Genomic DNA, 18,843 nt, shown 5'->3' on the forward strand with positions numbered 1-18,843 from the left:
CATTCCAGAATAAAATTCTATTCATAGTGGAGAGTTCTAGTTTCAAATGTGGTGAATGCTCCATTCTGAATGTTTAGACTGATATTTTACAAAATATTAGATATGTATGTTGTTTTTTTGTTTTTGTTGAAGCTATCAACGTCAAATTCTGGTAATTGCAGAATATTTGCGTATCCTAGAATGTAAATTAAATGTTAATCAAAACAAACTAGATGTGCCTCATTAAAGGAGCCAATGATGTTACATTCACGTGAGAACACCCTACATTTAACTCAGCTCAGCATGGCCGCGATTGAGCAACTTTCTCCTTCCTTTGAAGGACTACCTCGGACAGAACATGCCGATGGTCAGTATCGTTTACGCCGCTACTCCGTCGTGGGGTTTGAAAATGGTCAAGTGATTGATTTAAATAAGAACAGCTTTGTTCAGTCATCGGATATCAACCGCTTTCAAGGTGATGTCGTTCGTCAATTTGAGCCGATTGAGAAAGGTATTCTTTCAAGTGACGGCTTCCGTGAAATGTGCGCGTTGTTTGTTAATGCTAATCACCTACCAGAAGGTCAGGAAATCGAAATTCACCAGATTCGAATCACAGCGATTTATGATGAAACTCAAGTTGCTCCCGAAGGCGTGCACCAAGATGGCTTTGACCATATCGCGCTTGTCGGCGTGGGACGTCACAACATCATGGGCGGGGACATCATGCTTTACAGCAGCCACAATCAAGCGCCTTTCTTCCGTAAAGTGCTGGAGAATGGGGAAGTTGCAATGCTGGCAGACAGCAAACTGTGGCACAACGCCGTTCCAATTCGCTCAGTGATTAATGATCAAGAAGGTCACATGGATGTATTTGTACTGACAGCGACGGACAAACGAAATGAACTTCAATCTTAATCAAATTCGAGAGCAGTTTCCGGCATTGGCGCAATACCATAACAACCGTCCAGTAACGTTTTTTGATGGTCCTGGCGGTTCACAGGTACCGCAGTCGGTGTTAGACAGTATGGTGAGTTACCTTGGGCATTTTAACTCTAATCTCGGTGGGCACTATTTCTCGAGTCAAGCGACGGTTGACGTTATGCAATCCGCTCGTGAGTCTGCGCAAGCACTGCTCAATGCACCTTCATCCGGTAATATCGTTTTTGGTGCCAATATGACGTCACTGACTTTCCAATTAAGCCGTGCGATCAGTCGCGATTGGAAAGAGGGAGATGAAATCATTGTCTCGGCATTAGATCACTACTCCAATGTATCGAGCTGGCAGCAAGCCGCAGAAGACAAAGGCGTCATTGTTCACCAAGTGAGAATCAACGAACATGACTGTACGTTAGATCTAGAACATCTGCAAAGTCTGCTGAGCGAAAAAACTCGCTTAGTCGCTGTGACTTACGCATCGAATACCACCGGCTCAATTGTCGACATTCATCAAGTGGTAGAACTGGCGCATCGCATTGGTGCTCAGGTTTATGTGGATGCTGTTCATTATGCGCCGCACCACTTAGTCGATGTGCAAGCTATAGGGTGTGATTTCTTGGCGTGTTCCGCATATAAGTTTTTTGGACCACATGTCGGTATCGCTTACATTGCTGACCAATGGTTGCACAGTATCAAACCGTATAAAGTGGAACCTGCAACGAATATTGGACCAGGACGCTTCGAAACAGGAACGCAGAGTTTTGAAGGTTTAGCAGGCGTGACTGCTGCTATCGAATACTTAGCGCAATTTGGTGATGAAGGTGCATCACTTCGTCAGCGTTTAGAGCAAAGCTACGCGTTATATAATCAGCATGAACAGCAATTAAGTGCGCATTTCTTACAGCGTCTGAGTGCGCTTGATGGGGTGAATCTGTTTGGTATTAACGATGAAAGTAGCCAACTGAGGACACCCACGTTTGCTCTTACGTTTGATAAATACGCTCCAGAGTTTATTGCTAAAACGTTGGGGGAACACAATATCTGCGTTTGGAACGGGCACTTCTATGCACTCGGGTTGGTTCGCCAATTGGGGCTCGAAGAATCTGGTGGCGTGGTGCGAATTGGTTGTATGCACTACAACACCACAGCTGAGATCGATATGTTATTTGATGTGTTAGAGAGCATACTCGACGCGTAAGAATCGAAAACTCAAAGAACAAAAAGCTCGGGCACTTGGCTCGAGCTTTTTCGTTTCTCTAAATTCAATTAATCGAGGCTTATTCGCTCACTTCAATCTCATACGAAGTAAATTTACGTACGTTAATCACCCCAGTATCAAAGATTAGGTATTGACCTTTAATGCCTTGCAGCGTGCCAGTGACGACAGGGTTCTTATCAAAGTTGTGTGAGGTGATTTTTGTTGGATGTTGCTGAACTGGGTAGCTCAGGGAAGTGATGTTCTCACTTAATACTTCAATAGCATCATCACCGTATTGTTGCTTAATCTCTGCAATTTTATCTTCCACCAATGGCAGTAGCTCTACAAAACGCTCTTGTAGCTCAATTGGTTCTCCATCACCTTTTAATAGAGTACGCCAATTCGTCTTATCGGCAATGTGTTTCGCTAATTCTACTTCAATCAGACCAGAGATATGGCGGGTTTTCACCTTGAAGATCGGTAGACCTTGCGTCGCACCCTGATCGATCCAGCGGGTTGGGATTTGAGTATGACGTGTGATACCAACTTTCAAGCTTGACGTATTCGACAGGTAAACGAAGTGGTCTACCATGCAATTCTCTTCCCCCCATTGAGGTTCACGGCAGGTACCTTGCTCGTAGTGACAAGTTTCTGGCTTCATGATGCACATGTCGCAACTCGCTAACTTTTTCATACAAACAAAACAGTGGCCTTGAGAATAGCTTTTCTTAGTTTTCTTACCGCAAGAGCAGCAGTAAATGTTGCCAGTGTGAGTCAAGGTAAGTGTTTGACCAAGAAACGGGCTTAGATCCACTTCTTCATCACCGACAGGTAAACGGTAACTTACGGCACCGTCTAGAGAAGCACGCATCTTACTTAGCGTACCAGTAGCAATTATTGACATGACATTACTCATTATTGTGTTTTTGCACAGTATATACCGAACCGGGCTCGATAGGCAGGAAGAGGGAGCGAAGTTGCGGGATTTGAGTGTTCTTTGTTGGTTTTTTAATCGATGTGCTCTATTAGGGTTTGAAGTGCTTCGCACAAGCACTTAAATGAAAATACACAGGCTACTTTGGAGCAAGATCATGTTGTATAACCATATGTAATGTATCAATAGTGAGAATTTGAGTTAAAAATCGCTTTTTGGCTTGATAAATAACTTTATTTGAAAAGTGAAATAACATTCAGTACATTGGTCGATATAAACAGAATGATACTCAGTAACTAGGTTGGTCGTGATGAAATGGATACATAGATTAATTTTTGCATTATCGATATGCACCATCAGTTTGGTGGCGTTATATAGCTTGCTTGGTGACACCCGCAAACTTGAAGTTACACCAGATAAGTTCAATATCCATGTAACCAATGACGCTATTGCGGGCGGTCTGAGTGAGTCAGATATTACCTATCAAAACCACAGTTTGACTTTAAATTGTGATCTCAAAGAGAGTAAGTACGCATGGCCATACTGTGGAATTTCCGTGTACACCGATGTAAAAGAAGCAACCAAGGGGTTGGATCTTTCTAGTTACCACACGGTCCGTTTGAAGATCCGTTACGAGGCTGCAGGTGATGGGCAAAGCCCAAGCAAAAATCTACGTTTGTATTTAAGAAACTTTAACTCTGCCTACTCAATACCAACGGATGAATACACCATTAAATACAATGGTATGCAGTTTTCTCCTTCCGATTTCAGTGAGATTATTGAGATTCCAATTAAGAACCTTCAAGTCATGACATGGTGGTTGAATGACAATGATGTTGCTATTGAGCACTCTGCTCCGGAGTTTTCTAACATTACACGCATTGATTTAGCGACAGGTGCAGGTGCGGCGCTTGGTAAACATAAGATCGTGATCGACAAAATTGAGTTTGAAGGTGCGTACGTCCAGCAATCAACGCTGTTGTTTGTTTTATTGTTCTCCTGGATGGCATTAGGTTTGGCATTTTCACTGCACGAGATGCGAAAGAACAAAATGGCTTACAACAAAGCGAAAAAACGTCATCGTCATCTAGAGAAAGTTAACAACACGTTACGTGCGCAAAATTATGAATTCGCTGAACTGGCGCACCGTGATGCATTGACTGGAGCGATGAACCGTCATGCGGTACAAAGTTGGCTAGAACAGCAAGCTCGACAGGTTCGATGGGGGCACGACTCATTTTCCATTTTGTATATGGACTTAGATAAATTCAAACGTGTGAACGACAAGTACGGTCACCAGATGGGTGATGATATTCTGCGTGAGTTCGTCATGGTAATCTCAAGTTCGATTCAACCCGAAGATCGCCTGGTTCGATGGGGTGGGGAAGAGTTTGTGGTTTTTTGCCCTGACACCAATGTGGAACAAGCGGTGAAAAAAGCAGAAGTCATAAGACAGAATGTTGAAAGTCACTTGTGGGTTCATGGTGAACCTTTGACGTGCAGTATCGGTGTCGCTCAGATGCAAAATGAACGAGTCTCTGAGACGATGGCTCGTGCAGACGAAGTGCTCTACTTAGCTAAGCGCAATGGTCGCAACCGAATCGAAGTGAATTACGGCATGCAAATGAAGTCAGATGTGGCGTCTTAAATCCAGCCTTAGACAGAGAAATACAGAGAAGAAAAAAGGTGGCCGACCGACCACCAAAAGGGAAACTGCTGAACATGACTATGGGGTAGTAGCTAGGTATTCATATGATTACCGAGAACAGCAGCTGTAGTGCTAGACTTTGACGACAGAGAGCTGCGCATGATGTAGCTCTCTGCGTTTTTCCAGAACCTCGTTGTTACCAGAACAACCAAGCGAACAGCGTTAGTGCACCAATACATGCGATGTTCAGAACCATACCAATTCGCATCATTTCTTTCTGTTTAATATGACCCGTTGCAAAAACAATAGCATTTGGTGGTGTTGCTACTGGAAGCATGAAGGCACAAGACGCAGCAACAGCGATTAGCGCAGATAGAATCACTGGCGATAGACCAAGAGCCTCAGCAATGGTTGCAAATACGGGCACCAACAGTGCAGCACTCGCCGTGTTACTTGCAAACTCAGTTAAGAAAACGACGAATGCGACAACGGCTAAGATAGTCAGTAGCACGCCAGCTTGCTCTAGGAAGCCAGCTAGACCATTTGCTAGGAATACGCTTGTTCCTGTCGCTTTAAGCACATTGCTCAGACAGATACCGCCGCCGAACAAGATCAGTACGCCCCAATCGGTGGTTTTCTCAATGTCTTTCCATTCCACTGCTCGTGACGCACCAAGCAAAAGAATTGCACCGATTGCCACTAAGGTATCGAATTTAGCAAAGCCACCTAGCATCGCGTTGATTGGTTTGCTGAAAATCCACAAAGTAACCGTCAATAGGAAGATTGCTAGCGTGATCATTTTGCCGTTTGTCCACTCAACAGGCTGGTGGTCAAGTTCGAACTTGTGGCTCAAATCAGGCTTAGTCATGGTGTAAAGGACCAAGATAGCGATAGGCATGAGAATCAATGAAATTGGTAAACCTAGTTCCATCCACTCTGTAAAACTCAAACCGACTTCTGCCGCTGCGATAGCGTTCGGTGGGCTACCAACTAGCGTTGCAATGCCACCAATAGAGGCGCTGTAAGCAATGCCCAGTAGAACGAACAAGTAGGTACTGTGACTTTTCTTCGCATCCAGTTTGCTCATTACACCTAGAACCAATGGCAACATCATGGCTGTGGTTGCAGTGTTTGAAATCCACATTGAGAGACCCGCGCTAACACCAAACAACATAAACACAGCAACTGACATCTTACCGCGTGCGATGAGCAACACTTTATCGGCGATGGCTTGATCGAGCTTTTGTTTATGAAGGGCAGCGGCAAGAGCAAATCCACCCAAGAACAAGAAGATGATCGAGTTAGAGAAGTTGTTCAGTGCGGCTTGCGTATTAAAGACCCCTAAAAATACCGCGAGTAGCGGGATCAAAAGGGCCGTGATGCTCACATGGATTGCTTCCGTTAACCAAAGTACAGCTACGAAAATCAAAATACACAAGCCAGTTACGACTTGAGGATCAAAGGGTAGGGTGTTGAACAATATAGCGAATAGCAGGACATTAGACGTTAATATCATGCTGTTGCGAGTGAAGAACCAGTTCTTCAATGTCACAGCGAGTGCGGTCATGGTTGTGCTCCTTTTGCATTGCCTTAGTGTTGGTTTTTTATGGCAAAGTAACTGACTTGTAGTTATTTATTGATTAAATGTTACTGCGAATGCGAAAGGTAATTTTGTCTGAATCGACGGTCGAGCAAGAAAGTGTGAGGTTGGGAATTAGAAATGGGTAGAAAGCTACCCATTTACTTTTAATGAATTGTTATCGGTGTGTAATGCATGGCTGAGTGGTTGAAATAAACGACATCTCATAGAGTTTACTGCACAGGGATATTACGTTCGTTATCGATGGTTTCTGGTACCTCTTCCACGGCAACGATTGGCTCTTGAGGACCAAGAAAGCGCGGTTGAGTATGCATTACGTACAGATCTAAGAATGCTTTTACACGAGCCATAAGTTCACGAGTGCGCATGTTGAGTTTTTGCTTGCTTGCCGTTGGACCTGCTACTGCCAAACATTGCGCGTCGATATTGTATGCATCGGCAATGAAAAGAGCACGCTCACAGTGGAATCGCTGTGTGACAATTAGGAAGCGCTCAGAGGCAAAAATCTTCTTTGCTCGAACAATCGAATCCAAAGTACGAAATCCTGCGTAATCGAGATGGATGACCTCCTCCGGCACACCAGCTTTCAGTAAGTCTCGTTTCATCGTCCAAGGTTCATTGTAAGAGCGGTGAGCGTTATCCCCACTCAACAAAAATTGCTTAACTTTGCCTTGTTTGTACAACTCAATAGCCGCATTGATTCGGTGTGTGTAATAGGTGTTGAGCACCTTACCAATGTATTTACTGGTACCAAGAACAACGGCGACTTCATGCTCAGGTACTTGCTCGTAGTCGGTAAAAATTTGTTCTTGTGCTTGTAGCACAACCCAACGGTCTATGGCGATAACGGTGACGAGGAGACCGATTAAAGAGATCGACAAAACCAAAGCCAGACGCTTCCATGAGAATTTAAGCTTCCACTTTGACTTTATGCGGGAAAACAGCAAAACGTTCGATGTCCTTATTTCAATGTGTATCCCTCATCATATCTGATAGAAATGAAGAGAGAGAAGCCCATTTATGCCAAAATACGGTTAGGATGAGAAAAAAAAGCATAAAAAACAAAAGCCCCCGCAATGCGAGGGCTAATTATTATACAAAGCGTAGCAAAATTTAGAATGCTGTGCGTTTGTAACGGCGATAAACAGGCTGCCAGAACGCTTGGTCAATGGCGTCGTTTAACGCTTCATCGGTGATTTCTAGCGCAACGCCTTGCTCAATTGCTTTCTTCGCAACAGCGAATGCAATCTTCTTCGATACCAAATGAATTTCTTCTAGTGGTGGAAGTAGGGCACCGTTGCCGTTGATAGCTAATGGCGAACATGTTGCCAACGCTCGGCTTGATTCCATCAGCATTTCATCGGTTACACGCTTCGCATTTACCGCCAGAACACCAAGTCCAATACCCGGGAAAATGTAGCTGTTGTTACATTGTGCGATAGGGTAAGAACGACCTTCATGAACCACTGGCTCGAATGGGCTACCTGTTGCAACCAATGCTTCGCCGTTTGTCCAACGAATGATGTCGTTTGGCGTTGCTTCTACACGGCTAGTTGGGTTCGACAATGGGAACACGATCGGACGCTTACAGTGTTTGTGCATCTCTTTGATTACTTCTTCACTGAACAGACCCGGAGCACCCGATACACCGATCAGCACTGTTGGTTTCGCGTTGTGCATCACATCAAGAAGTGAGAAGCCATTTCCTTCATTTTCCCACTCTTTTGTGTTGTCGAACTTCTGAACCAAGCGTTGCTGGAAATCAAGAAGGTTAGGCATACCCTCTTGCAATAGACCCCAACGGTCAACCATGTAAACTTGTGAACGCGCTTTCTTATCAGAAATCCCTTCCGACACCATTTGTGCGATGATCGCTTCGGCGATACCACAACCTGCTGAACCTGCACCCAAGAAAGTAATACGTTGATCTGAAAGCTTAGTGCCTGCCGCTTTACATGCTGCTAGTAGAGAGCCTACCGTTACCGCCGCTGTACCTTGAATGTCATCGTTGAAACAACAGATGCGATCTTTGTAGCGCTCTAGAAGCGGCATTGCGTTTTTCTGTGCAAAGTCTTCGAACTGGATTAGCGCATCTGGCCAACGACGTTGTACTGCTTGGATAAACTCTTCAACAAACGCATCGTAATCTGGACCCGTGATACGAGGATGACGCCAGCCCATGTACATTGGGTCTGCTAGACGTTGCGGGTTGTTAGTACCTACATCCAGTACGATTGGTAGCGTGTACGCAGGGCTGATACCACCACACGCCGTGTATAAAGAAAGTTTACCGATTGGAATGCCCATGCCGCCGATACCTTGGTCACCCAAGCCCAAGATTCGTTCGCCATCAGTCACTACGATAACTTTAACGTTGTGGTTGGCTGCGTTGTTTAGCAGATCATCGATACGATCGCGGTTCGGGTATGAGATAAATAGACCACGACCACGACGGTAGATATTTGAGAAGTTCTCACACGCTGCACCAACAGTTGGTGTGTAGATGATAGGCATCATCTCTGAAATGTGGTTTTGAACTAGTCGGTAGTATAGCGTTTCGTTTGTATCTTGGATGTTGCGCAGGTAAATGTGCTTATCCATGTCGCTTTCAAAGCTTTTGTACTGTTGGTACGCACGCTCTACCTGTTCTTGGATCGTTTCAGTTGTCTCTGGTAGAAGACCTTCCAAGTTAAATGAACTACGTTCTTCTGCAGAGAACGCACTGCCCTTGTTCAATAGAGGAGTCGCTAAAAGAGCCGGACCCGCATATGGGATATAGAGTGGGCGCTTGTCGTTGTTCATTGGGTGCCTTAAATGTAGGGTTGAAGGATGCGTGCAAAATTCTAACGGGTTCACTATTTAGTTGTAAACATTCGTTGATGTACATCAACGTAATGTCGCAAAAAAATTCAGTTCCCGACGAAAATATCGTCACTGGAAAGAAAACATAACCATGAAATCGATTCCTAAAGCAGGAATTTCTCACTCAGGTATAATGCCCCGCAATCCATTATCACGTTCTTATTTGTTATGTCTCAATTGCCTATCGATAGCTTACAAGCTGAATTTGACCAACTCGTGAATCACCACCATTTGGTGGTAGAAGCCGAAACGGGCTCTGGTAAATCTACGCGTTTACCGCTTTGGTCTGCTAATCATGGTCGAGTATTGGTCATTGAGCCGCGTCGAATCGCATGTACGTCATTGGCAGAGTTTCTTGCTGATCAATCTGGTCAACCGTTAGGGAAGCAGATTGGTTACGCGATTAAGCTTCACGCTCACTATGATGAAAACACCAAAGTCGTGTTTGTGACGCCTGGTGTTGCACTACGTTGGTTCGCAGAAGACAAGCTTGCTAGCTTCGATATCGTGATGGTGGACGAATTTCATGAGCGTCGCTGGGACATTGATCTCCTTACGGCGATTTTAAAGCAAGAAAAGCAACACCGCTTGATCGTGACGTCAGCAACCTTAGAAGGTGAAAAACTGGCGAGCTATTTGGATGCCAAACGGCTGCGATCGGAAGGTCGTTGTTTTCCTGTTACCGTTACCCATCGTTCACTGGATAGCCGTTACTTGCCGAACAAAAAGGGTTGCGAGAATGATGTCGTTCGAACAGTGAAGGAAGCGCTGGAAGACGAAGAGGGCGATATTCTCGTTTTCTTACCGGGTCGCAAAGAAATTACTCAATGCGCGCAAATGCTGCAAAACATCAATGACGTAATGATTGTGAAGCTACATGCTTCGGTGAGTGATGAAGAGCGACACCGTGCATTAACGGTACAAAATCAACGCAAAGTGGTTTTAGCGACCAACGTGGCGGAAACCTCGCTGACCATTCCCAATATCCGCGTGGTGATCGACAGTGGTTTGGAACGCAGAACGGTGCAACGAAACGGACGCACAGCTCTGACATTAACTCATATCTCCAAAGCCAGTGCCGCTCAGCGAATGGGGCGTGCTGGTCGTGTTGCAGAAGGGGCGTGTATTCGTCTGTTTGGTGAACATGCGCCATTAGAATTGGTTACCCCACCCGAATTACATCGTGAAGAACTTGTGGAGCCTATGCTTGCGGCTGCTTGTTGCGGCTATAGACTTTCCGAACTTCAATTTCTTGATGTGTTACCTGAAAAATCGCTGCTCTCCGCGAGCCAAACCTTGCGAGGTATGGAAGCGATAGACCAACAAGGTGATGTAACCGAGCATGGTAAAAAAGTTTACCCCTTACCTATTGACGCATTGTTTGCTGATTTAGTCACTCGTATGCAAACCAAATCAGAAAAAGAAGCGATGATCGACTTAGCTGCCGCACTCTCTGTTCCTGCTCAGTTGCATCAATTGCAAGGCGGTGAGTCTGCCGAAGCCCTAGCGCAAGAAGAACCATTTGGTTGTGATGCGTCGCTGATGATTCGCTTGGTGAGAGGAGAGCAACTTCCCGGCGTTAATGTTGATGTGAGCGTACTTGAAGAAGCACAAGGCTTGGCGAAACAGATGCGAGAAGTGTTTGAATTGCCAGAACTTGACGTAGCATCGCGATACAAACGTGATGAACTGACCAAAGCAATCGCCAAGTTGCATCCTGAGCTGGTCTTCGTTCGTCGAGAACGACGCCGTGACGCTTTGGGCAATGGCTTGATGGAAATGGTGGTCGGTCGCAATAGCCGCTTCTCTGATAAAAGTGAGGCAGCATTGGTACTCGATAGCCATAGTGTCCCCGGAAGAGGCGTAAAGCAGACGCTTAACCTTGCATCTGTGATGTTACCTGTTTCCTTGGCGCTGCTACGTGAATTAGAACTTGGCGAATGGCAGCAAGGCGAAACCAATTATGAAGAAGAAGTCCCGCGCGCGACCATGCATTTGATCTATGCAGGGCGAACCATTTGTACTGAATACCAAGCACTTCAAGGAGAAGTAGCGGTTCAGTCTATTGTTGAGATGATTGATGAACAAGCGCTATTGCCGGGATTTGCGCCACTAAGAAAGCAACAAATTCAGCATTGGAAGATCTATAACGCTCTCGGGTTAAACCAAACTCCTGTTGATAAAAGCATGCTTGATGATTTGTCTTTTTCTACTTGGCTGGTCGAACAGCTGGAAACGCTTGGTGTCGAAAGTGTAGAAGACATCGAACTGTTTGACGCGGATGATATCCCTTTCGAAGGTATTCCAGATTGGGAATATCAAGATTTTGCAGAACAGTTTCCACTTAAGCTGGTGTTAGCTGAACTAAAACTCGACGTAGAGTACTTTGTGTCACGTAAATTGGTTCATGTCATCTACACAGAAGGTAACCGGAAAGGTGACCCAAAACGCTGGGAGCTACCACGATGGTCAGGCTGGAAAGTGCAATATAAGAAAGCCAGCCGAGTGCTCGATGTAAAATAACCTAAACCGGAACAGTAAAGGCGGAATCGAACTAAGCGACACCTTGTACTCTAATGACATCTTAGGTCTGTATGTGCAGGGGTATCACGACTACGGAGAAACCTCGATAGATTATGACTAATCACAAACTCAAGTAGGACTCGATATTCGTCTTTTGAACTTAATAGTCATCATCCACTGGCATGCCTTGGCACACCGTAGTTTTAGTTCGTCGTTTAAAATATTAATCAATTGAATGCTTATATATGGCGAAGCTGTACTCCATTTGTTACAAAGCTGGTTTTAATATTTCCTTTTGAGGTTAAATTAGGGCATAAAAGACCATTGTTTTATATCCTATTGCTATATCAAAGTAATTGAACGATATTTTGTATATCTCATTTCAGAGTGTCGAGGCATAGGATGGAGCAACAAGGAAAGACATGCATTGAATTCGACTACACAAGCTTCCTAGGGGCAACGGGAAGTAAGAAGTGGACCTTCTTGGAGGCATTCGCCACCATCGCTCCCATTTTTGGCTTGATGTGGAAACAGAACATCGCGGAGTTGAGCTTACCAGAGGATCGCCTTTGGGATGCTGCCTTAAAATCGATGTCTTCACGTCAGAGTGATGAATCCAATCTAGTGATGTTGGTGAAGCTAGCAAAACATGAAGGGATCCATGAATTACGTGTAGTTATGCCTTATTCGTTAGACTCAAAGCAGATTGAGTACATTGAATCTCGAAGCAAACTAAAAGTAGAAACTGCCGAGCAAGATGTGCTGAATTTGAGGCTCTAACACCCAAGGAACGATCCCCAAACACAAAAGCGACCTGTCAAAAGGTCGCTTTTTTTGTTTTACCTATCAGATTTATAAATACCTTCATGATTTGTTGGAAGTGTGATGAATATAGAGTATTTACACTTAAATTAACAAAAATGTAACATCAAGAAATGCAATTGTCATAACTACCTTCTAACTTAATGTTTTTTAGAGTAATTAGCCAAAGAAGCATAATGCGTCTATTGGCTGGTTAAATCGTGCAGGAACGAGCGCGTTAATAAAAACACAATAACAAAGGAAGTTACTATGTCATTGTCTCGTCGAGATTTCATAAAAGCCGTCTCTTCAGGAGCCGTTGCAACAACACTTACCGCCTGTGGTAGCGATGATAGCGATGCGACTCCCACGGGATCATTCGAATACGGTGTGGCCAGCGGCGACCCGACCCAAACTCAAGTGATTATCTGGACTCGAGTGACCACCGCCGCCAGTTATGTGGATGTAACATGGCAGGTCTCAAGATCAGAAGATTTTTCAACCGTTGAGCAAAGCGGTACTTTCGCCACGGACACTAGTCGAGACTTTACGGTTAAGGTGGATGTGCAAAACCTCAACCCGAGTACTCAGTATTACTACCGCTTCATGGTGGGCGAGACCACTAGCATCGTTGGGATGACACAAACTCTACCTGAAGGCAGCGTAGATAAAGCATCCATGGCTGTCGTGTCTTGCGCAAATTATCCCGCGGGTTATTTCAACGTTTATAAGGAGATTCTCAAACAGCATCAAACAGAGTCGTTCGATGTAGTTTTGCACCTTGGTGATTACATCTACGAATATGGTGCTGGTGGTTATGCTAGTGAAGATGCAGCTAGGTTGGGGCGTGAGCCAAGTAAAGGTACCGAATGCATTACTTTAGATGACTATCGAAAGCGCTATGCTCAATACCGTCAAGATCAAGATCTCCAAGCTTTGCATGCTGCATTGCCAATGATTGCGGTTTGGGATGACCATGAGCTTGCAAATGACGCATGGAAAAATGGTGCAGAAAACCATCAAGATAATGAAGGCAGTTTTGTCGACAGACGCGCCGCCGCTGCCGCAGCATGGACTGAGTGGTTGCCTGTTCGCGAGAATACCTTTTCGAATATGTTGATTTATCGTCAGTTCTCGTTTGGTGATTTGATCAACCTAATGATGCTCGATACTCGCTTAGTTGGGCGAGATCAGCCGTTGGACTACTTTTCGCTTAGTGCACCGACAATGGATGCGATTGGTGGACTCGTAGCGCAATCACGCAGTGCTGATAGGGAGTTACTTGGTACTGAACAACTGGCTTGGTTGATGAACGCGTTTAACAGCCAAGACGCCAAATGGAATATTCTTGGGCAGCAAGTTCTTATGTCGCGTATGGAGCTTCCAAGCTCGGTTATGTTAGCAATGTTTCAGTTATTCAATGCCACAGACGAGCAGAAAATGGATGCTCTTCTCGCGGTGAACAGTGCGATTTCAAATTACCTCGCTGATCCAAGCTCAGATACGATTAAGCTGCCATATAACCTCGATGCTTGGGATGGGTACTATGTTGAGCGAGAGCGAGTGTATGAGATTGCAAAAGCGAGTGAAGGTCATTTTGTTTGCTTAGCTGGTGATACGCACAATGCATGGACCAGTGAGTTAAAGGATGTATCTAATAACCCTGTTGGTGTCGAGTTTGCGACAAGTTCGGTTAGCTCTCCGGGTTTAGAAGAATACTTAGCGTTAGAGCCCGTTGCCATCGCACAAATGGAGTACACATTGCCGCATTTGGTTTCTGAGTTGCAATGGACAGACATTAAACAGCGTGGCTTTATGCGTGTAACCTTTACACCGGAAAAAGCGCAATCTACTTGGTACATGCTCTCTAGTGTTAAAGATAAAAACTACCAAGTGACCACAAAGATGGCATCAACAACAGATGGTGTCACGCTCGCTCTTGAATAGGGTTTCAACTCATTCTCCTTGAACGAATTCCTTAAACGTTAACCTTAAGCCAGCAAGGTCGTTGCTGGCTTGATTACATATGACGTCCTCACTCCCAATGAACAATCACTTTCCTCGAATGTGTCGCAAATTCCAAATGCTGGGTGCAATGAGACGTAAAGGTGCGTTAGGTTGCATCTAGCTTAAAGTTTAAACTTTTTGGATGAGACTCAAGGATGAAGACATTGAAAAATAGCGTCTGGTTAGGATGTGTCGGTTGGTTTTACAGTTTATTGGTAGGAGCAAGTCCGCTTGAAAATCACAGTAACGAGCAGTTGTTGACGAACTTTGCTCTTGCTTCGTGCATCGCCACGTTTTATCCAAAAACAGAAGTGGCAAAAGACGCGAGAGTGGCAATGCAGGGGTACGTAGAGTTTTCAGATCTATCGATAGAAGTGTTTGCAGGTATTCATGAACTCATTGACCGTAAGGCGGTAGAACAGTATCAAGCGAAAAGAGGAGGGACGGTAGAGCTCGCTTATTGCATCGACTTCTCACACTCAGAACAAGTCCAGCGACTCACGACTTATGATTAAATCTCGGAAAGAAAAACGGCCCTTAGGGGAGTAGGGCCGTCACAGAACAAAAAGCAAATTAACGCTCAGGAGTCGTTAACAGTCTAATCGCGCTGTCTACTGCATTGTCTATTCCTTCACGGCTTTCCAGTTTCCCTGAACTCGCTGGGCCAAGAGCGCATGCATACAATGCAAGTTGCTTATCAAATGGCAGATCGAGTTGCTCATACAAGTTTTGGCGGATCTTTGCGTGGTGTTCAGGTTCTTGGTTAGCAAGGTTGACAAGCGTGTCATAAATAAGCGTTTTCATATAATTCCTTTTTTATTGCACGGGGTGCATATGGAGTGTATTCGATTACAAGCTAAATTTCAGACGCACCAATCACAGAAAAGCTGCCCAATGAAAATTTTCGAAGCGAAGTAACTATTTATCAGTAGTTATGTATGAGCCGAGATTAAATGTTTATTTAAATCAGCGTGATAGGGGAGGTATGATTCTTATAGATGATATTTAAGTTGGGAACTTCAAGGACTTCAATGCGTACTTTTATTTGCACTTTAACAAGTTCGATTTTAAAGGATTAAAAAGGGAGCTGACATGGAAAAACACTGCGTTGTATTACGCCTGATTAAAAGCGCCACTATCAAATGGCGCTCCTCTTCATTCACTTTAAAAGTGCCTGTTACTTAAGCGGCTGCCTTTGTAAACGAGCTCGGTTTATTCTTCTCAATCACGCTGATTGAAATTGCTAGGAACAAAATATCTTTCACTAGGAAAAAGTTCGCGATTAGAACACCGTCGGAAACTTTCCATGTGTTTGGTGTCGTAACTAAGAAGCTCAGTGTAGCAAGAAAGATGATGCTCGCCGCAATACCAGACCAGTAGGCAACGGTTGGTTTTTTCAAACCGATGATCAATCCAAGTGCGACGATGATTTCTGTCAGACCAATGATATTAGAAACTGCTTGAACTGAGATGATGCTGTACAGCCAAGACATTGCTGGGTGATTAAGCACCAAAGGTTCAATTAGCTTGGCTTCTGTAGGGGTGAACTTATAAATACCTAGCCAGATAAGAACCAAGGCAACGCCAAATACGCCTAGGTAGTAGCCAAATTGAGTCGGTTTTTGGGTAACAGATGATGCATGCATAATAACTTCTCCTATAAAAGCATGATTTCAAATGACCGACGGTTGAATTATAAAATTCTTGAATTTATGGTTATATAAAATAACTAATGTCTATATAGGCAAGCTAAGCAAGAAAAGGAAAGGCTTAAATGGAATTTGTTCCCGTCGATTTATCTCGTCATTTGGATTTGTGCATTGCATTTCGACAAGACGCGTATGAGGTGAGTTTTGGTCATCAAAATGGGTTCGATACTCAAGAAATCACCTTGTGGTTCAAGTCGATAGTGGAAGATCCCGAAGCGGGATTTTTTCATGTGATCAAAGATGACCAAATTATCGGGCAGTTAGAGTGTCGGTATCCGGTAGCCGATGAAGAGGGTCATAGATTCGGATACATCAACCTGTTTTATTTGCTGCCGGAGTTTCGTCATCAAGGGCTGGGTAAGCAATTGCAAGATTTCCTATTCAAACGCTTTGTTGAAGAGGGCTGCGTATATGCAAGATTGCGTTATATTCCGGGTAATGATGCGGGAGAACGTTTCTACCTCAAGCATGGTTGGTACCCAGTTGGTGAGCCAGGTGTGCGAGGCCAATTAATGCAGTTCGATTTAATAGAAAAACTATGATTGTTATTCGTGATTTTCGTGAGCAAGATGCACCAATACTCTGGGCACTTTTCTATAACACGGTACGTAATGTCAACCGTCGAGACTACAACGAACAGCAACTGAAAGCGTGGGCGCCAGACGAGTTTGATTCAGAAATTTGGCTGCAGAAAATGATGGACATTCACCCCTTTGTCGCAGAGTTAGATAGGGTCATTGTGGGCTATAGCGATGTTCAATCAAGCGGGCTTGTTGACCACTTTTTCTGTCATCACGCATATCAAGGGCAGGGCGTTGGACGCGCACTAATGGCGCATGTATTCAAGCAAGCTAAAGAAAAAGGGCTGACACGGCTCTATTCGGAGGTGAGTATTACCGCTCGTCCGTTCTTTGAGCACATGGGATTCTCTGTGCTTAAGGAACAACAAGTTGAGGTGCGTGGAGCGATACTGACGAACTATGTTATGGAGCGAGCGTATGATGGAAGCGCTGTGTGATCGATAAATATATTTCGCTCAATTAGTGAGCTTGAACACAGATACCGCATGTTTTCCGTCGTGAATAAGAGTTCATTGATCTAACACCAGAAACCCTCCTCTAAAGGGCGCGCATAATTTCTTCTCGGAGTGGCGAAAGGAAGCCAATAAAAACAGCTTCTTACGCTTGTTATCTCACGGTAAACCATCTCAGGAAGAGAAGTAGTACTATGCGCCCTTATCTCAAATACATCATCCCAACGGTGATCCCTTTGCTCGTTTTGCTGATGCCATTGTCAGCCTTTCCATTCGAAGGAATCACCATTATTCAGCAACGAGTGATTGCAATCTTCTTGCTTGCAGCGCTTTGCTGGGTATTTGAACCGATCCCAATTTATGCCACGTCGGTGGTGATCATCGTGCTTGAGCTGTTGCTCGTATCCAACAAGAGCATCATTTTCTTTAGGTTTGATGAAGGGCAGCCTCATTTTGGCGAGCTATTGCAATACAACGACATCATGGCGACCTTTGCTAGCCCAATCATTATGCTGTTTTTGGGCGGTTTCTTTCTTGCGATGGCCGCAACTAAATATCGCTTGGATGTGAACTTGGCGCGTGTGCTACTCAAGCCTTTTGGGCAAAATCCTAAATACGTGATGTTAGGTTTAATGCTGATCACGGCGATTTTTTCGATGTTTATGTCGAACACAGCGACAACCGCAATGATGTTGTCGATTCTAACGCCAGTGATTGCGGTGTTTGGCCCCAAAGACCCTGGGCGTATCGCGTTTGCTTTGTGTATTCCTGTTGCTGCAAACATTGGTGGCATCGGCACGCCAATTGGTACGCCTCCAAATGCGATTGCCTTGAAGTATCTCGTTGGTGATAACTTAATTACCTTCGGTGAGTGGATGGTCTTCGGTGTTCCTTTTGTGGTTGTGATGATGGCTCTTGCTTGGTTCTTAATCGGCTTTATGTATAAAGCGGAACAAACCACGATTGACCTCAATATTAAGAGCAAATTCCTAAAAACACCGAAAGCGATGATTGTTTATATCACCTTTGCAGGCACCATTTTACTTTGGTTGATGGGTTCTGCTCATGGCATGAACTCGTACACCGTCGCTTTAATTCCTGTCGCGGTATTCTCGCTAACTGGCATCATCAACAAAGAAGACTTGAAAAAAATCTCTTGGGATGTGCTTTGGCTCGTGTCTGGTGGTATTGCGCTTGGGCTTGCTCTGGATAAAACGGGTCTAGCTAAGCTGGTGGTGCATAGCATTCCGTTTGATGAATTCTCACCTTATGTTGTGTTGTTTGGTGCGGCGTTCTTATGTTTGGTGATGGCGAACTTTATGTCCCACACGGCGACGGCTAACTTGCTGATGCCTATTATGGCTGCGCTTGGTACATCTATGGCGTCCTTGACTCCGTTGGGCGGTGAAGTGACATTGATTCTAGTAGTGACTTTCGCAGCGTCATTAGGAATGTCTCTCCCAATCAGTACACCACCAAACGCATTGGCTCATGCAACTGGGCATGTACAAAGCAATCAAATGGCTCGTGTCGGCGTTGTGCTCGGTGTGGTTGGTGTGTTGTTGAGCTTCTTGATGGTGTGGATTCTTCACACGGTTGGACACATTGGTTAA

General features: G+C 44.7%; 16 protein-coding genes. 10 read left to right on the forward strand and 6 right to left on the reverse strand.

What is annotated here, in order from left to right; translation table 11 throughout:
• The first annotated feature begins 234 nt into the window (after positions 1 to 234).
• Positions 235 to 894, forward strand: coding sequence for a 2OG-Fe dioxygenase family protein (locus MHO32_RS11210; protein ID WP_005444497.1), 660 nt, complete (start codon positions 235 to 237; stop codon positions 892 to 894).
• Entirely contained in the window at positions 878 to 2,113 is a 1,236-nt protein-coding gene (locus MHO32_RS11215; protein ID WP_239211871.1) for a cysteine desulfurase-like protein, read from the forward strand. Before MHO32_RS11210 ends, MHO32_RS11215 begins: the two co-directional genes overlap by 17 nt.
• A 79-nt stretch (positions 2,114 to 2,192) precedes the next feature.
• On the opposite strand, the gene MHO32_RS11220 is transcribed toward MHO32_RS11215, so the two are convergent.
• On the reverse strand, positions 2,193 to 3,017 hold the full coding sequence (locus tag MHO32_RS11220; RefSeq protein ID WP_050906986.1) for a DUF2797 domain-containing protein: 825 nt from the start codon (positions 3,015 to 3,017) through the stop codon (positions 2,193 to 2,195).
• A 340-nt stretch (positions 3,018 to 3,357) separates the two neighbouring features.
• Between MHO32_RS11220 and MHO32_RS11225 the strand changes: the two genes are divergently transcribed.
• Entirely contained in the window at positions 3,358 to 4,695 is a 1,338-nt protein-coding gene (locus tag MHO32_RS11225; protein ID WP_017188153.1) for a GGDEF domain-containing protein, read from the forward strand.
• Between the two features lie 196 nt (positions 4,696 to 4,891).
• Here the strand turns inward: MHO32_RS11225 and MHO32_RS11230 are convergent, their stop codons facing one another.
• From MHO32_RS11230 to MHO32_RS11240, 3 genes are all read right to left on the reverse strand, one after another.
• The gene (locus tag MHO32_RS11230; protein ID WP_009698107.1) at positions 4,892 to 6,262 is read right to left on the reverse strand and encodes an SLC13 family permease; all 1,371 of its coding nucleotides are present in this window, start codon (positions 6,260 to 6,262) and stop codon (positions 4,892 to 4,894) included.
• Positions 6,263 to 6,507: 245 nt separating this feature from the next.
• Entirely contained in the window at positions 6,508 to 7,242 is a 735-nt protein-coding gene (locus MHO32_RS11235) for a SanA/YdcF family protein (RefSeq protein ID WP_009700901.1), read from the reverse strand.
• Positions 7,243 to 7,408: 166 nt separating this feature from the next.
• Positions 7,409 to 9,097: an NAD-dependent malic enzyme gene (locus MHO32_RS11240; RefSeq protein ID WP_005444490.1), complete on the reverse strand. Its 1,689-nt coding sequence runs from the start codon at positions 9,095 to 9,097 to the stop codon at positions 7,409 to 7,411.
• A gap of 228 nt (positions 9,098 to 9,325) precedes the next feature.
• Here MHO32_RS11240 and MHO32_RS11245 point away from each other — a divergent pair, with 228 nt between their 5' ends.
• From MHO32_RS11245 to MHO32_RS11260, 4 genes are all read left to right on the forward strand, one after another.
• Positions 9,326 to 11,680 (forward strand): helicase-related protein, encoded by a 2,355-nt coding sequence (locus MHO32_RS11245; RefSeq protein ID WP_239211878.1) that lies wholly within the window; start codon positions 9,326 to 9,328, stop codon positions 11,678 to 11,680.
• 402 nt (positions 11,681 to 12,082) lie between these two features.
• Positions 12,083 to 12,460 (forward strand): hypothetical protein, encoded by a 378-nt coding sequence (locus MHO32_RS11250; protein WP_005444488.1) that lies wholly within the window; start codon positions 12,083 to 12,085, stop codon positions 12,458 to 12,460.
• A gap of 291 nt (positions 12,461 to 12,751) precedes the next feature.
• Positions 12,752 to 14,428, forward strand: a complete 1,677-nt coding sequence (locus MHO32_RS11255; protein ID WP_239211880.1) for an alkaline phosphatase D family protein — start codon at positions 12,752 to 12,754, stop codon at positions 14,426 to 14,428.
• A gap of 215 nt (positions 14,429 to 14,643) precedes the next feature.
• Positions 14,644 to 15,003 carry a T6SS amidase immunity protein Tai4 family protein gene (locus MHO32_RS11260; protein WP_038898695.1) on the forward strand — a complete coding sequence of 120 codons (360 nt, stop codon included), beginning with the start codon at positions 14,644 to 14,646 and terminating at the stop codon, positions 15,001 to 15,003.
• Positions 15,004 to 15,061: 58 nt separating this feature from the next.
• Here MHO32_RS11260 and MHO32_RS11265 read toward each other — a convergent pair whose 3' ends face one another.
• Both MHO32_RS11265 and MHO32_RS11270 read right to left on the reverse strand, forming a co-directional pair.
• On the reverse strand, positions 15,062 to 15,292 hold the full coding sequence (locus tag MHO32_RS11265) for a PAS factor family protein (RefSeq protein ID WP_009698104.1): 231 nt from the start codon (positions 15,290 to 15,292) through the stop codon (positions 15,062 to 15,064).
• 377 nt (positions 15,293 to 15,669) lie between these two features.
• On the reverse strand, positions 15,670 to 16,134 hold the full coding sequence (locus MHO32_RS11270; RefSeq protein ID WP_050936545.1) for a DUF417 family protein: 465 nt from the start codon (positions 16,132 to 16,134) through the stop codon (positions 15,670 to 15,672).
• A 128-nt stretch (positions 16,135 to 16,262) separates the two neighbouring features.
• Between MHO32_RS11270 and MHO32_RS11275 the strand changes: the two genes are divergently transcribed.
• The 3 genes from MHO32_RS11275 (at position 16,263) to MHO32_RS11285 (ending at position 18,843) form a co-directional block, all read left to right on the forward strand.
• On the forward strand, positions 16,263 to 16,739 hold the full coding sequence (locus tag MHO32_RS11275; RefSeq protein WP_009698103.1) for a GNAT family N-acetyltransferase: 477 nt from the start codon (positions 16,263 to 16,265) through the stop codon (positions 16,737 to 16,739).
• A complete protein-coding gene (locus MHO32_RS11280) occupies positions 16,736 to 17,215 on the forward strand; it encodes a GNAT family N-acetyltransferase (RefSeq protein WP_053050924.1) in 480 nt (159 codons plus the stop codon). Before MHO32_RS11275 ends, MHO32_RS11280 begins: the two co-directional genes overlap by 4 nt.
• A gap of 209 nt (positions 17,216 to 17,424) precedes the next feature.
• Positions 17,425 to 18,843 carry an SLC13 family permease gene (locus MHO32_RS11285; protein WP_005444477.1) on the forward strand — a complete coding sequence of 473 codons (1,419 nt, stop codon included), beginning with the start codon at positions 17,425 to 17,427 and terminating at the stop codon, positions 18,841 to 18,843.

It is taken from the genome of Vibrio sp. MMH1-50, assembly GCF_022347645.1.
GTDB classification, from domain to species: Bacteria; Pseudomonadota; Gammaproteobacteria; order Enterobacterales; family Vibrionaceae; genus Vibrio; species Vibrio harveyi.

Bases quoted from the DNA above. Each gene is read 5' to 3' on its own strand.
- MHO32_RS11210 (WP_005444497.1), top strand. From the start codon at position 235: ATGATGTTACATTCACGTGAGAACACCCTACATTTAACTCAGCTCAGC.
- MHO32_RS11215 (WP_239211871.1), top strand. From the start codon at position 878: ATGAACTTCAATCTTAATCAAATTCGAGAGCAGTTTCCGGCATTGGCG.
- MHO32_RS11220 (WP_050906986.1), bottom strand. From the start codon at position 3,017: ATGTCAATAATTGCTACTGGTACGCTAAGTAAGATGCGTGCTTCTCTA.
- MHO32_RS11225 (WP_017188153.1), top strand. From the start codon at position 3,358: ATGAAATGGATACATAGATTAATTTTTGCATTATCGATATGCACCATC.
- MHO32_RS11230 (WP_009698107.1), bottom strand. From the start codon at position 6,262: ATGACCGCACTCGCTGTGACATTGAAGAACTGGTTCTTCACTCGCAAC.
- MHO32_RS11240 (WP_005444490.1), bottom strand. From the start codon at position 9,097: ATGAACAACGACAAGCGCCCACTCTATATCCCATATGCGGGTCCGGCT.
- MHO32_RS11245 (WP_239211878.1), top strand. From the start codon at position 9,326: ATGTCTCAATTGCCTATCGATAGCTTACAAGCTGAATTTGACCAACTC.
- MHO32_RS11250 (WP_005444488.1), top strand. From the start codon at position 12,083: ATGGAGCAACAAGGAAAGACATGCATTGAATTCGACTACACAAGCTTC.
- MHO32_RS11255 (WP_239211880.1), top strand. From the start codon at position 12,752: ATGTCATTGTCTCGTCGAGATTTCATAAAAGCCGTCTCTTCAGGAGCC.
- MHO32_RS11260 (WP_038898695.1), top strand. From the start codon at position 14,644: ATGAAGACATTGAAAAATAGCGTCTGGTTAGGATGTGTCGGTTGGTTT.
- MHO32_RS11265 (WP_009698104.1), bottom strand. From the start codon at position 15,292: ATGAAAACGCTTATTTATGACACGCTTGTCAACCTTGCTAACCAAGAA.
- MHO32_RS11270 (WP_050936545.1), bottom strand. From the start codon at position 16,134: ATGCATGCATCATCTGTTACCCAAAAACCGACTCAATTTGGCTACTAC.
- MHO32_RS11275 (WP_009698103.1), top strand. From the start codon at position 16,263: ATGGAATTTGTTCCCGTCGATTTATCTCGTCATTTGGATTTGTGCATT.
- MHO32_RS11280 (WP_053050924.1), top strand. From the start codon at position 16,736: ATGATTGTTATTCGTGATTTTCGTGAGCAAGATGCACCAATACTCTGG.
- MHO32_RS11285 (WP_005444477.1), top strand. From the start codon at position 17,425: ATGCGCCCTTATCTCAAATACATCATCCCAACGGTGATCCCTTTGCTC.